The organism is Chryseobacterium sp. LAM-KRS1 (assembly GCF_013184525.1).
GTDB lineage: Bacteria > Bacteroidota > Bacteroidia > Flavobacteriales > Weeksellaceae > Chryseobacterium > Chryseobacterium proteolyticum.
Genome location: NZ_JAAOIZ010000003.1, coordinates 386,108 through 401,246, shown reverse-complemented (window position 1 = coordinate 401,246; position 15,139 = coordinate 386,108). Strand labels below are relative to the sequence as shown.

11 protein-coding genes are annotated in these 15,139 nt (G+C 34.0%); 1 reads left to right on the top strand and 10 read right to left on the bottom strand.

Annotated features, from left to right (window positions below):
* Positions 1-41: 41 nt before the first annotated feature.
* The 6 genes from G9C87_RS09335 to G9C87_RS09310 form a co-directional block, all read right to left on the bottom strand.
* A complete protein-coding gene (locus G9C87_RS09335; protein ID WP_172280389.1) occupies positions 42-389 on the bottom strand; it encodes a YkvA family protein in 348 nt (115 codons plus the stop codon).
* Between the two features lie 83 nt (positions 390-472).
* Positions 473-1,012, bottom strand: coding sequence for a TlpA family protein disulfide reductase (locus tag G9C87_RS09330; protein WP_172280387.1), 540 nt, complete (start codon positions 1,010-1,012; stop codon positions 473-475).
* 38 nt (positions 1,013-1,050) lie between these two features.
* Positions 1,051-1,614 carry a thioredoxin family protein gene (locus G9C87_RS09325; RefSeq protein WP_172280385.1) on the bottom strand — a complete coding sequence of 188 codons (564 nt, stop codon included), beginning with the start codon at positions 1,612-1,614 and terminating at the stop codon, positions 1,051-1,053.
* Between the two features lie 17 nt (positions 1,615-1,631).
* Positions 1,632-2,702 carry a chorismate synthase gene (gene aroC, locus G9C87_RS09320; protein ID WP_172280384.1) on the bottom strand — a complete coding sequence of 357 codons (1,071 nt, stop codon included), beginning with the start codon at positions 2,700-2,702 and terminating at the stop codon, positions 1,632-1,634.
* Between the two features lie 45 nt (positions 2,703-2,747).
* Positions 2,748-4,388 (bottom strand): LIC_10190 family membrane protein, encoded by a 1,641-nt coding sequence (locus G9C87_RS09315; protein ID WP_172280382.1) that lies wholly within the window; start codon positions 4,386-4,388, stop codon positions 2,748-2,750.
* A 52-nt stretch (positions 4,389-4,440) separates the two neighbouring features.
* Positions 4,441-4,992, bottom strand: coding sequence for a YMGG-like glycine zipper-containing protein (locus tag G9C87_RS09310; RefSeq protein ID WP_172280380.1), 552 nt, complete (start codon positions 4,990-4,992; stop codon positions 4,441-4,443).
* 1,027 nt (positions 4,993-6,019) lie between these two features.
* Here G9C87_RS09310 and G9C87_RS09305 point away from each other — a divergent pair.
* The gene (locus G9C87_RS09305) at positions 6,020-9,787 is read left to right on the top strand and encodes a fibronectin type III domain-containing protein (RefSeq protein ID WP_228456991.1); all 3,768 of its coding nucleotides are present in this window, start codon (positions 6,020-6,022) and stop codon (positions 9,785-9,787) included.
* A 1,691-nt stretch (positions 9,788-11,478) separates the two neighbouring features.
* On the opposite strand, the gene G9C87_RS09300 is transcribed toward G9C87_RS09305, so the two are convergent.
* From G9C87_RS09300 to G9C87_RS09285, 4 genes are all read right to left on the bottom strand, one after another.
* Positions 11,479-11,847 carry a helix-turn-helix domain-containing protein gene (locus G9C87_RS09300; protein ID WP_172280376.1) on the bottom strand — a complete coding sequence of 123 codons (369 nt, stop codon included), beginning with the start codon at positions 11,845-11,847 and terminating at the stop codon, positions 11,479-11,481.
* Between the two features lie 60 nt (positions 11,848-11,907).
* Positions 11,908-12,330: a transposase gene (locus tag G9C87_RS09295; RefSeq protein ID WP_172280375.1), complete on the bottom strand. Its 423-nt coding sequence runs from the start codon at positions 12,328-12,330 to the stop codon at positions 11,908-11,910.
* Between the two features lie 120 nt (positions 12,331-12,450).
* Positions 12,451-13,947, bottom strand: coding sequence for a helix-turn-helix transcriptional regulator (locus G9C87_RS09290; protein ID WP_172280373.1), 1,497 nt, complete (start codon positions 13,945-13,947; stop codon positions 12,451-12,453).
* A 273-nt stretch (positions 13,948-14,220) separates the two neighbouring features.
* Positions 14,221-14,982 carry a hypothetical protein gene (locus G9C87_RS09285; RefSeq protein WP_172280371.1) on the bottom strand — a complete coding sequence of 254 codons (762 nt, stop codon included), beginning with the start codon at positions 14,980-14,982 and terminating at the stop codon, positions 14,221-14,223.
* Positions 14,983-15,139: the final 157 nt, after the last annotated feature.

The following is a 15,139-nucleotide window of genomic DNA, read 5'->3' as shown; positions in this document are numbered from 1 at the left end:
CCAAATTTTTGGAATGGCTTCAAATAATATATTTGCGTCAATTATTTTATTATTTGAGCATCGATTATCTTGGTATTACCTGTATTTAGTTTTTGTTCAGCTTCCCAAAGTAAAAACTTGTCCACTTCTTTGATTAGTTTAGGGATCACTAAGTATAAAACAGCCAGATCATCTAGGACTCCCAAAACAGGAACAGCTACTTCCGGAATTAAGTCGATTGGAGAAATGATATATAAAATCCCTAACATTGGTAAAATAATATCAATGGATTTCATAGGATAAATTCCTTTTCTCCAATATTTAACCATTCTGAAAATGTCAGGTATTTTTTTGACAAAGCCCTTATGGTTGATGGCTTCTTTAGCCAGGTTTAATTTAGAATATTTCATTTTGTGTTTGGTTTAAATAAATTCTTGACTTTACAAAATTCGCAAATTCTATACCAAATAATTATAAAAATTCGTTAAAAGATTTATTTAATAATATTGTCAATGAACTGATGTACAGACTCTGTATTCCAATCTCTGTACGCGTCTTCTTTGATCAGGATCCTTCCCGATTTATCCAGTAAAAATGTTGTCGGGAATGCTTTTGGTAACAGCTTTTCTGAAATCGGACTTTGGGCAATATAAACAGGGACCGTATAATTATTTTCCTGAAGGAATTTCCTTACTGCATATTCTTCATCTTTCATAGCAATCAGTACAAAGTCTACATTCCCTTTTCTGGTGTCGTACAGCTTTTGAATGGTTGGCCATTCTTTTCTGCATGGCGGGCACCAGGTTCCCCAGAAATTTAGAAAGATAGGCTTATCTGTAAAGTTTTTCAGATTTGTACTTGGAACGTTAATCCCCTGTAAATCGATATCATAATCTTCCTTACTTACAGTTACTGCATTTTCTATAGTAGCAACAGGAAAGAACTGGTCCTTCACAAAATTTCTTACTCCTGGAATAAAAGCAATAATGCCTATAATAATGATAAGTACAAGATATGGTATATTTTTTTTCATCTGCTATTTTTTATTGTCATTTCTGACGCATACATTTATTACAATAACTCCAGTATTTCCTGAACAGCATCCTTACCTCTGTTTTTAGCATAGTAAATTTGCAGATCATTATAAAACTGATCTTTAGGATAAGCCTCCGGATCTGCCTTATATTTCATTAACAATTCTTTGCCGTAATGAGGTCGGGGTCCCCATGAGTTCTTTACCGTAAAATCATCATTCAGGATGATAACTTTAGGAATAGACTCTGTTCCATTCGTTAGAAACTGATTAATTAAACTTTTATCACTGTCTCTCAGAAAAATTCTTACCTCATTATGACCCTCAAAAAACTTAACAAGTGCCGGTACCGTAGAGCTGGCGTCACCACACCATACTTCTGAAATAATCAGAATTTTCCCGTTAAAATTTTTAGATTTTAATTCGTTAACCTGGTTTTCGTCAAGGATATATTTTTTTAGGGTTCTGTCCATCCTTTGAAGCCCCAGTTCATAATATTGTTTATAATCGATGTCATGTTGGTTGTCAGGAGTTTCAAGTCTTTGTCTTCCAATATGAACATATTCTTCAAAATTGATTGCTTTATCCCAATAATCTTTCATGGTTTATATTATTGTGTTTAAAAGTTATTTAGATTTCTTGTTTTGTTGATCAAAAATAAGTCGGCTAATACAAATGCGGCTAAACTTTCAACTACGGGAACCGCTCTTGGAACGACACATGGATCATGTCTTCCTTTTCCTTCAACAACAACAGGATTTCCATCTTTGTCTATGCTGTCCTGTGGTCTTAATATGGTGGCTACAGGTTTGAAAGCTACTCTGAAATAAATATCCATACCATTGGAAATACCACCTTGTATTCCCCCAGAAAGATTAGATTTTGTAGTAAAATCGGGATTAAAGGCATCATTATGTTCTTTGCCGGTCATCTTAGCCCCACAAAAACCACTTCCGTATTCAAAACCTTTACAGGCATTGATATTCAGCATTGCTTTTGCAAGTTCAGCCTGCAATTTGGAAAAAATAGGTTCTCCAATTCCTACAGGAACGTTTTTTATAACACAGGTGATGGTTCCCCCGATGGTATTTCCTTCTTTTTTAATTTCTTTAATTCGGGCAATCATTTTTTCTGCTGTCTCAGTATCAGGACAACGTACATCATTGCTTTCTGTTTTGGAAAAATCCAAATCCTGATAAGGCTTCTCACAGAAGATGTCACCTACGGAAGAAACATAAGCATTGATCTCGATATCTGATAAGAGCTGTTTTGCAAGCGCTCCGGCTACAACCCAGTTGATTGTTTCCCGGGCAGATGATTTTCCACCTCCGCGGTAATCCCTGATCCCAAACTTCTGATCATATGTAAAATCTGCATGACTTGGACGGTATGCATTTGCAATATGATCATAATCTTTTGATTTCTGATTTTCATTTTCGATGATAAAACCAATGGGGGTACCTGTGGTTTTTCCTTCAAATATTCCGGAAAGAAATTTTACCGTATCACTTTCCTTTCGCTGAGTAACGATAGCAGACTGGCCAGGCTTGCGACGATCCAGTTCATATTGAACCTGATCGAGATCAACTGTTAAACCTGCCGGAAAGTTATTGATTATTCCACCATAAGCCACACCGTGACTTTCTCCAAATGTTGTAAGACTGAGAAGATTACCTAAAGTATTGAACATAGCACAAATTTACGGCTTTTTATTAATATAATAATGCCTTTGTGTTTAGTTCTGTTTATTGTGGTTAATGATAATATTGATAACCCGCATTGCCTCTTTTTTATCCTTCATATTCATCGTTTTCCATACAAAGCCTTCCCTGATATTATTTTTATTGATGGGTTGCGGAAAGATATTTGCGTTAGCATTATCAATAATATAACTAACGGTCATAGAAGGAAGTGGAGTGCCAAAACTATAAGGATAGTTTTCAGGAACATTAAAGATAAGATTTCCGATTCTGAAAGACCTGAACGGGGTATATTGATACACAGAGGGTTGGTAAATCTGTTTTTTGTCAAACTTACCCATGAAACGGGCCATTTTGTAGCTTGGAATATGCGTTGCAATCAATGATGGAAATAAGAAAAAGAATATAACGCAAGCGCCCGTTATTGAAAATATGGCTATTGATTTACTTCTGTTAATATAATGAGATAACAAAATAAAGGCTACAATAAAGAAAACATCAATGAAGAACCGGTACTGTGCAGAGAATAAAAGAACAAGGATTGTCTTGATAATTATTGAAATGGTGATAAGATTAATAACTCTGTTTTTCCTTCGAACAGAATACAATATCAAAAGAAGAAGAGTCAGTATGAATAAAATATTGATCTTTGCTTTAATGCCTTTTAAAAAGAGCCAGTTTTTAATATAATCTATTGAAGAAAACTTTTGAATTTCTTCAAAAGTGTATTGCATGTCATAGGTTTTCTGAATGGCAAACTGAGATGATCTTTTAAGTATTTCAGGGTTGGTTTTCCAGGATATTCCCAGGTCAACAAAAGCAATTGGAAATACAGGGTACCCGAATGTCCAGATATTTTTTACGAAAAACAAAATAAGTATTACAATTCCCAAAAAAATATTCTTTACAGGCGATTTGATAATAAAGACCGAATAAAGCAAACTAAGAACGGGAAGCCAGACCATGGTTGGCTTTATTGTGAAAATAAAAACAGAAAGTGCGAAAAGGAGAGTTGATTTTTTATTTTCTGATAAAATTTCATTTAAAATAATTAGGGAAAAAATAATAACCGGCAGATCCGGACTTGGGGACTGAGAAAAGAGAAGCATAACCGGAAGAAAACCAAGTTGAATCCAGGATTTTTTTTCAATGATATAAAATGCATAAATGATTAAAATAATGACATTGATCCTTAAAAAAGGATCTGAAAAGTTTGAAAACCCTGCCTGGAATATATGCCATACCGACATTTGCCCTAATGTAAGGTCTAGATTAGAGATTCCTTTAACAAGGCCGTATTCCGTGAGCCATTTTATAGAGGGTACATAATAGCCGAAGTGATCCAGAATATAAGGATAATAAGAACCACAAAAAAGAATGATCAACACGATGGCAGTCAGAAGAATCATGTCTTTTTTTGAAAACCGATAATATTCCAGATAGAGTTTATCTTTAAAAAAAAAGAACAAACCTATTGCAATCGTTGTTATTTCTACGTTGATATTGAGCGGAATGAAAAATGCGATTAAGGTCCATATAACACTTATGATAAATATTCCCGAAAAAGCTTTTCCTGAAATACCTGATAATAAAGTTCCTGAAAGCATATCCATAATTTTTCCCCATCCCAGAAGGGTGGAGATAATAATTACAGAGGAAAACAGCATTAGAATCATAAAAAAAGATTGCTTAAAAATAAGCAATCTTTTATTCTTTTATGTATAATTATTAATTACGAGGTTGTACTCTTCCGTCCTTTCTGTCTCCGGATCTACCAATTGCATATCCCGTTGCACCACCTACAACACCACCTATTACAGCTCCTAAACCTCTGTTGTTTTTACTGATAATAGCCCCAGCAGCAGCTCCACCTACGGTACCAATAATGGTTCCCTTAGCAGCCTTACTCATTCCTCTTTTCTGAGTTGTTCCCTGTGAAGCATTGCTTCCGTTGTTTGCGTAGTTTCCATTATTACTATTGCTTGAACCTGATTCTCTGTCTCTATATATGGTTCGGGTTTTTGTGATAACTCTTGGTTCAGAATTTCTTGCAGCTACAGCTTTTGCTTTATTGGATTCAACAATACTGTCTGCTTTTTTCTGAGATTCATAGGCCATTTTCTCTTTTTCAATCGCCAACTTTTGTTTTTCTATTTCAAGTTGTTTGGCCTGGAATTCAATTTTCTGTTGTTCCAGTGACTTTTCCGCCACCTGATCATCCTTTTTACAAGCTGTCAGTAAAAATACTGACAATAAACCTGTTATTACTATATTCTTCATAATTCAAATTTTTTAGTCTAAGGTTGCCTCATCAAAAAGATGATAGCTTTCTAGGTATTTTCAATTATGAAGCCAAATTTTAGTTAACAAAAGTTAAAAAATCAGAAAAGAATCAGAAAAAGTAAAAATATATTTTAAAAATTTCAGAAAATAAAAAGTTTTTATTTGTAAGCGTTTTATTGTCAGTTAGTTATGGTTTGGTTGTTTATAATAAAATCATAAGAAAGTTAATTTATTGTGAAGGTTGTTAATTTTTTATGTGTAGGCATGAAAATTGCGGCATAATCCAAAGCTTTTAATCATTGAAAAGTTTTAATCTTCTAAAATATTATTCATCAAGATCCCTCGGATATACCAGGGATCTTTTATAATGTACATTTCATTTAATTATGGGTTTTGATTAAATTCATATTAAATAAGTACTTTTGAGGATAAGTATATTTTTGAAATATTGTTGATGAAATTAAGTACGGCAAAGTATTGTGATCATTTCCTAAAATGGGATTTAACAGTATTTTATTAATGGATTTTAGAAATAAATAGTATTTTTGGTTTTTTAAAAATTATATTTATACAAATTTTGATCGTACATTGTAGTTTAAATTCAATAATTACAAGTTTAATAAGCTTAATGAGTACATGATACAGCATTAATTGAGCGGATCAAAAGCAATAGAAAGCTAAATTTTATATTTAAGATATTCTATTTCGACTCTAGAAATAGATTTTTTTCATCATTTGTGTTTTTTGCGGCCTCTCAGGAGGCCGTTTGTTTTTTTATTTTAGTAAAAATAATTTCCAACAGTGAATTTTACAATTCATTTTTTCAGTAAAAAAGTAGAGTTAAATGGGAACTCCCGTTTTTTTTGTTGGTTGTCATTTCTGTAAAGAGTGATTAATCCTTACTTTTTTCCGCTATCTCAATATTTGTTATTTATAACATTCATATAAAAAATATTAATTTATATACTAAATGTTATAAAAAAACGATTTAGATTTGTAGGATTAATATTAATAATGATAACTTATGAAGAGATTTTCTATTTTTTTAATACTTCTTCTTTGTTTGATCAACGTGAACTTGCTTGCGCAAGCCCCCGCCACGCTGCCGTATATTCAGGATTTTTCGACGGCAAATGATCTGACATTGGTTAATGGAAGTCAAACAAATAAATGGGAATATGGTTCCGCAACAGGAAATGCCGCCAATTCCATTTATATTTCAAATAACGGAGGAACGGCGAATGCTTATGATACTGGAAGTTCCAGCGTTGTACAAGCATATAGAGATATCACAATTCCTGCAGGATCCACAATTGCAACTTTAGCATTTGATTGGAAAGCAGATGGGGAAAGTACATATGATTATTTAAGAGTTTGGTTGGTTCCGGCTACATTAACTCCAACTGCCGGTGCACAGATTGGCACTGGTGGGGGAAATATTCAGCTGGGACAGTTTAATCAGCAGTCAACCTGGCAAACGTATTTAAATACAAGTTTGAACATCAGCAGCTTCGCAGGAAGTACTATGCGTTTAGTGTTTGAATGGAGAAATGATGGAAGTGTAGGAACCCAGCCACCTGTTGCAATCGATAATATTAATCTGTCGATTCCAACATGTTTACTTCCAACAGTATCGCCGGTTTCAGCCATTACAGCCAATTCTGCAACGATATCGTGGACAGCACCTACGCCTGCACCTGCGAACGGATATGCTTATTACCTTACGACTACAAATACTCCGCCTGTTGCAGGAACAACCCCTACAGGAACTACTACTGCAACTTCTGTGAACTTAACAACTTTAACTCCTAATACTACTTATTATTGGTGGGTAAAAGCAATATGTAGCCCTACAGACAGCAGTATTTGGGCGAATGGAGATAATTTTACCACGACTCAAATACCGGCAACTATTCCATACAGTCAAAACTTCTCGACTGGGAATGATCTGGGATTCACGAATGGAACCCAGGTTAATAAATGGTTATATGGTTCTGCAACAGGAAATCCTGCGAATTCCATCTATATATCGAATAACGGAACCGATAATACTTATTCTACAGGAACAACCAGTATTGTTCAGGCTTACAGAGATATAATTATCCCGGCAGGAACTACTGCAACGACTTTGTCTTTCGACTGGAAAGCAGATGGGGAAAGTTCTTATGACTATTTAAGAGTCTGGCTGGTTCCGGCATCTTTTATGCCTGTAGCAGGAACTCAGATTACTGCCGGAGGAGGAAGAATCCAGGTTGGAGGTAATTATAATCAACAAACGACCTGGCAGACTTATTTTAATACCAACTTAGACCTGAGCAGTTTTGCCGGAACTACAATGCGTTTGGTATTCGAATGGAGAAATGATAGCAGTGGTGGTACTCAGCCTCCTGTAGCTTTAGATAATATCAATTTAGCAATTCCTACTTGTGTGGTACCTTCAGCTTTGGCTGTAAATGGGGTAACAGCAACAGGTGCTGTACTGAGCTGGACAGGTCCGACGCCGGCACCTGCCAATGGATATGCTTATTATCTTACAACAACGAATACTCCGCCTGTTGCAGGTACCCCTCCAACAGGAACAAGTACTACGACTTCTGTAAACTTAACGACGTTAACGCCAAATACAACTTATTACTGGTGGGTGAAGTCTGTATGTAGCCCTACGGACAGCAGTTTCTGGATTGGGGGTCCAAGTTTCAGTACTACGCAGATTCCTGCAACGATCCCATATAATCAAAACTTTACAGGAGCTAATGATTTTGGATTCATCAACGGAACTCAGACCAATAAATGGGCTTATGGTTCAGCAACCGGAAACCCTGCTAATTCCATTTATATATCCAATACAAACGGAACTACGAATGAATATTCTACAAGTTCTACGAGTGTAGTACAGGCTTACCGTGATATTCTTGTACCGGCCGGAGCTTCGATTGCTACATTATCTTTTGACTGGAAAGCAGATGGAGAAAGTTCTTATGATTACCTAAGAGTTTGGTTAGTTCCATCATCTTTTATGCCTGTTGCGGGAGCTCAGATTACTGCAGGTGCGGGAAGAATTCAGTTAGGAAATAACTATAACCAGCAAACCACATGGCAGTCCTATCTTAACAGTACATTAAACATCAGCAGCTTTGCAGGAACAACAATGCGTCTGGTATTTGAATGGAGAAACGACAGCAGTGGTGGTAATCAGCCTCCTGTAGCTGTAGATAATATTAAATTACTAATCTGTAGCACAGCAACACCAACTGTAGCTGTAAGTGCTATTACACATAATACAGCAACATTAACATGGCCACAAGATAGCGGTGGAGCTTCATACATTGTGAGATACAGACCGGTAGGTTCTAGTAGTGCATGGACTCAGGTAAGTGTGGCAGCGGCAGCGGCTCCTGCAACTACTAATACATATAACCTGGCAGGTTTATTACCGGCTACACTATATGAAGTAGAAGTAGCGGCAGTTTGTAACAGTATTCCTGGAACATATTCTCATAATGAATTTTTAACGAAATGTGATCCGACACCTCCGAATGTTACAGCAAGTAACATTACGACAACATCTGCGTTGATCACATGGTCGCCACTTGCGGTAAGTTCATCTTATAAAATGAGATATAGAATTGTAGGAAGTGGTAACGCAGGATGGAGCGCTGATATTATTTTACCACTAGCGCCGACAAATACGTACTTATTAAGCGGTTTGAATGTCTATACAACTTACGAGGTTCAGATTGCCAATAAGTGTGATAATGAAACAACTTATAACGGATGGTCTTCTCCTGCTGTATTCACAACTGAAAGAACATGTGATTTACCTCCTCCGGGATTAACAATTACTAATCTTACAACTACTACCGCTACTGTAGTTTGGGATTCTTTCCCTGGTGCTACTTATATCTTAAGATATAGAAAAGTAGGTATACCAAGCTGGACAACAGTTGCAGTAACGAACAATAATTATGTGATCACAGGATTATTGGAGTTAACAAAATATGAGATGGAAGTAGCCAATGTTTGTAGTGGTACACCGGGAACTTATACGCTTCCATACTATTTCACAACACCTACAGTAATCTATTGTCCGATGAAATCCGGAAGCTCAGCATCTGAATATATTTCAAAAGTTACGGTAAAACCAAGCGGTAAACCGACCATGGAGAGCAGTACAGATGCCACTACGTATTCAGACTTTACAGCTGATACATCCAAATTTATTCAGCTGATTCAGGGATCTACAGGTAATGAGATTTCTATTGAAAAGTCTTGGACAGGAAATACATATAATGAAGGTATTGCTGTATGGATTGATTTTGACAGAAACGGAAGCTTTGATATCAATGAGAGAATTCTTGTGTCTTCACCTAATACGACAACACCTATTACAGGAACGTTCAGTGTGCCTTCTGATGCGTTTATCAGTACGACAGATTATAAGTATGTTGTAATGAGAGTTGCCATGCAGAGAGATGGTATCCCCGTAAATTGTACAGGATTTGCCAACGGAGAAGTTGAGGATTATACAGTAAGAATCTCTAAAAATCCGGTGCCTAATGCAACCAACCAAACGGAAATATTGATTTATCCTAACCCGGTACATACAATATTGAATGTGAAGAATATTAGCAAAAGGGCTAATTATAAGATATACAATGCGGCGGGCCAGCTTGTGACAAGCGGGATCATCTTAAATAACAAGATAGATGTAAGCAGCCTGATCCACGGAGTATATGTTATCGATATTGATGATACTCAGGGTACAGCCCAAAAGAAATTTATCAAGGAATAATACGTTAAATAATTTGTAAAAAATAAGCTCCCAAATATGGGAGCTTATTTTTTTTCTCAAGTCACTGTCACAAAGCACAGAAAAATATTTCAATAAATGTTGAAATATTTAAAAATAAAATCTTACCTTTAATGGTGTGGTATTCAGTTGTTTATTTCTTATTAAATGAGTTTTTTATTTTTTTGATCGTTAGTTTTCAATTTTGTTTGATAAGCGTTTAGCCGAAATGGGACAAACTTAAACAAAAAGTCAAACGATCTTATTAAGAATTGGATGATTGTATACACAGGTAATATGATGATATGATATAAAAGTTTTTATTGTTTTTGAGACCTCTTGTATTAATGACGGGAGGTCTTGTTTTATGATACTGTACCATCATATAGCTCCAAGCTTACAAATACATTTAAAGGTAAATTCTCCATTAAAATTAAAACCTCCTGGCAAAACAGGAATACTATAGCGGAATGTATTGAAACTACTTAATATCAGTAATTATGATTCTGATCATAATGTGTATTTTCAGGTTCAGGTATCTTTACTGTTCCATATATGTTGTAACCTTGAACAAAAGGTAAAGTTTGCCCCCTCAATTGAGGGGCTTTTTAATGTTAAGAAATTATATTTATTTGATGTAAAATCTTAAAATTAAGTTAAAATGAAATAAATGAAATTCTTGGCACGATATTTCAATGTAAAATGTAACTCATGTTTAAATTGAGTTTTCATGGTTATTAGTTTTTATCCTCAACTTCGGTTGGGGATTTTTTATTAAAAGATGTCTTTTAATTTTAAAAGACGTCCAGGACGTAAAAATAAATATATAAGTATTTGTTTAAAATAGGGTTGCGAGATCGTGATGAACTCTAATCAAATATATTCTGAACCTTCAAGCTTATTTATGACTTAAATCATAAATGTTCATTATTAGTTTTCTACAAAAAAAGGAGCCTTCCAAAAATTGAAAGACTCCAGGGGCTGTAATATTATAAGATCTAAAAAAGTGTTTCACATAAAAACTTCCCCATAAAGAGGAAGTAATAATTATCCATTTTAGTTAAAGACACTAAGTGATGATTATTAAAGGATTGTACAACAAACTTACTAGAAGTTTTTGATTTTTTTTATGACCGAGATCATAAGAAGGTGAATTATATAAAGTTTTGTAAAAGTAAATAGGACATACATAAAAAGCCTTCCAAATAAATGGAAAGCTTTGAGATAATTATGATTGATTAATAGAAGATTGGATACAATAAATATGTTCATCCGATAGATGCTGAATAGAAAATAAGATATATCTAATACTGCCATCACACCCGCTGATCTTGACGATGAGGTAATTTGAAAGTTTTGTTTTCTTTATCTTACATTCTAGTATTTTATCATTTGATAACTCTACTTTTTTCAAAAAATAGTTTCTGAAAATAAGAGTAAACACATTGTAATTTTTGATTATTATGATTTCTCCGGTATTCTCAAAATCAAAAACCTGAATAAACAGGAAAAGGAGCAGAATATTTAGGCAAGATAAAATTCCTATTGTATTTATTTTCAACTGAAATTCAGGAAAGCGCAAATAAGTGATGATCCAAAAAGAAATAATAATGGTCAGCCCCAACAAGCAAAGAGCCCATAAATTATTCGAAACTTTTTTATTACTTATTTTTTGTACTCTCACTTTGATTTTTTTACCTGATTTTTTTCCTGTCAGGTTTTTTTGCAGCAAATATTTTTTTCCATTTTGCGATTGTATTTCGGCTTATTTTGAAGTGAAGGGATACCTGTAAGTTACTGAGACAATTATCTTTTTGATATTCCAGGATTTTTAATATGGTAGATTCATCATATGATCTATGGGTCTGATTAAATCTTTCAGTTTCATTATCAGCATTACCAAAGATTTTCTGATTTAAGTTGATAATCTCCATATAAGAGAGACTGTCTTTATTTTTAATACTATCAAGAATAGATGATTTTTCAGGAAACTTTTTAGTAAGAATATCTGAATAGATCTTTTTATAATTTACCGGTACTTTTTTTAAGGTTTTATTTTCCATAGGATAATACGGTTTTTGATTTTTTGAAATGATAATTTCGATTATGGAATCATTAGAAATTTAAGATCCATATTTTTCGAACCATTTATACAAAGTGGATTTAGGTATTCCATATAGTTCGATCACCTGAAGTTTCGTCATTTCTCCTGTTGAAATTACTTCGAGGATATAGGTGATCAGTTCTCTTGTATAAATATTTTTTCTGAATTTAGGAAGATCCGTTTTTTGACCGTTTTTATTATCAGCCGAAGACGGGGGAGCATATAGAATTAAATGTTGGGAGTAAATTCTAAAAAAATCATACTCCAAAAGTTTACTCCATTTTATAAGCTGCTTTGTATCCATGCTTTCTGATTTATATACTTCAGAAATATCATGTACGGTAATGTTTAGAAATTTACAAATGCGGGGAACTCCTATTTTTCGTTCATTTACAAGTTGTTCAATAAGCTGCCCTAAGTGAATGTCTTTGAATTTGTTCATGTTTTTCGACAAACATACGGGAAGACCGCTGGTTGGCAAAATACTGATGTATCACATCAATATCTCAGTAGGGAAATGGAATACAGCAGAATGTTTTTTTATTCTATATGAGCATTTTTCTTATATATGGTTTTCAGCTATTTTTTTGATCCACAAATAAATATCGTCTTCAGACGGGATATTTAATTTTTTTCGCAGTCTGTTTTTTCTCAGCTGAACGGCTCGTGGAGTTACAAAGGTATATTGTGCAATATTTTTTGATGAAAAGTTAAGATATAAATAAGCACAGAAAGTAAGCTCGCTGATTTGAAGTTTTGGATTTACAGAGAGGAGAGAAGATATTACCTCCGGATAAACTTCTTTAAACCGGGTCAGGAATTCCGGGCTGTTTTCTTTTGCCAACTGTACTACTTCATCAAAAGCTTTGTTTACTTTCCTTTCCAATAAGAAATTTTTCTCTTCTTCTTTCGAAATAATGGTCTCCTGGATATTTATTTTTTTGCGATGGTGTACATGCCTTTTATAAAAAAAATAAATTAAAATAATAATTAATAACAGGAAAATTGATATAATGATGAAAATATCTTTATTGATATGTTCCTGCTCTTTTTCATTGCGTTCTGCAGCTATTTCATCAATTACAGTATAATGAGCATCACTGTATTCATGCATTTGTTTTTGATGTTCAATAAACCTGAGCTTGTACTCGTTTGAATTTTTAACATCTCCGAGTTTAGAATAAGCAATGGATAGACGTTCAAAGATTGCTCCTGTGCGAATTGTTATATAATCAAGCTCTTCCATATTTTTAAGAGATCTCAAATAATAGGAAACGGCAGAATCATAGACCTTTTTATTGAAAGCCTGATTACCTTTTAGGAAATAAGCCAGGCTGATATCCTTGTATTGGCGATTTTGTGCTATACGAATAGATTTATTAATGTAAAAGTTGGCAGAATCATATTGTTTATTTTTATTGAATGGGACGGCCTTTAAAGCATAAAAATCCGTTAATGGTCTTGTTGGGATTTCTGCCTCAGATAGAGTAGGAATAAGCTTATCATTTTTTGCTAAATAATAGCTTAGGGAATCGATTTGGCCTTCATGTAAATAAGAAAAGGAAATTGTATTGTTTGCTATTATTTGTAAGATGCCTCGTTTTTGCTTATCAGTAATTTCCTCAATGAATGGGAAGGCTTTTTTTTGTTCCTTTATGCAGGCTTGTGATGACATCACCATGTCATAGATCTTTGCTCTTGCTGTATGTATTTCAATCGTTAACAAAGGAATATCTTCTCCGGATTCCTTTTCAGCTTTTCTAAGAAGCTGTAAAGCCGTGTTGAATTTGGCCTTATCAATTGCTACTTGTGCATTATAAAGGTAGCTATAGGCGATTCCATATGAATACTTAGTTTTTATACTTTTTGCCAGAGCTTTTTTTGCATAAAATTCACTTGCATCCAACTCCATGTTCTGATATTTTCTGTTGAATAAGGCAAGAAGAGATTGTATTTCTTCTTTTTGCAGTTTTGGGTTGTTGGAAGCGGTATGAGCAGTTGATTGTGAATAAAGTATAGTATAGGTTGATAATAATATTAATATAATTTTAGTTTTCATTTAACTTGTGGTTCAGTGTGAATTGGAAGTTTGGTTATTCTTAATTTTAATAATATCTAAGCCAAATTTATTATATATTTTAGTATGGGAAGTTAAAAAAAATGAAAATTGTTAAGAGTCAATTTAGTTAGTTTTTTTCAGGGTTTAATTTTCATAATTGTCAAGCAAAATTCTTTAAAATAATATGATGTGGTAAATAGAATATCCTAAATCTTACCTTAAAGATTTAGGATATTTATATGGATATGGATATGTTGATACGGGAAACAAAATTTACGGATTCAGTAAAGAATTGATAGTTAAGGAAGAATTAGCTTTACTATTTGCGTAATCTACAGTGCCAACACGGATAGTATACTTACTGGTATCCAAGTAAGCCTCTTTCACAAATACTTTGATATTATAGCTATGCCCTTTTACAACATTTACCGGGATGATACTTGGACTGGCAGCAGCATTAGACCCCTGATTAGTGACAACCAATACCGGAGAAATCAATAAGCTTCCCTTTTGAACGACTGAAGTTGCAATATCTGTTACCTGAATTTCACAATAAGTATTCGAAACCCTTGGGTTTGGATTGTCTTCCATGGTTGCATAGATAATATAGTTTAAGAATAGATTACCATCAGATGGAGCCGTATATGAGGTGCTAAGCTCGGTTAATTCTTTTAAGGTGCCAGTGAGGTTTAAACTGCTGTTTGTTTGTTTAAAATCTACAAAATCATATGTTTTACCAGTAGGGTTGAATGGTTTAGGGATTTTAACCCAGCTGCCATCTACAAAATAGTAAAGCCCTTTTCCACGACTTAAGCCTGTATTGGTATTCCATACAACCAGTCCTTCTGCGGGGTCCGGTATAGTACTCGTATCGGTCAGGGACTGTAGAAAAATTCTTGGGAAAAGCACTCCTTTATTTTGACTGGTGATATCCAATACTGCTGATTTATCGGGATTTGTAGTATTGATCCCAACTTGAGAATACCCCAAATTAAATACAAAACAAATAATACATGTTATGAATGTCTTTTTCATCGTAAAATCTTAGTGTTAATAATTAAATGTTAATATAATTTTCGGGTGCAATGTTACAGCCAATAAATTTGTCAGGCAAAATGAATGGTATCACATAGGTATCACATACGATCAATAGAAGGATTCTTACATTAAAGAATTTTCCGGAATAATTTTG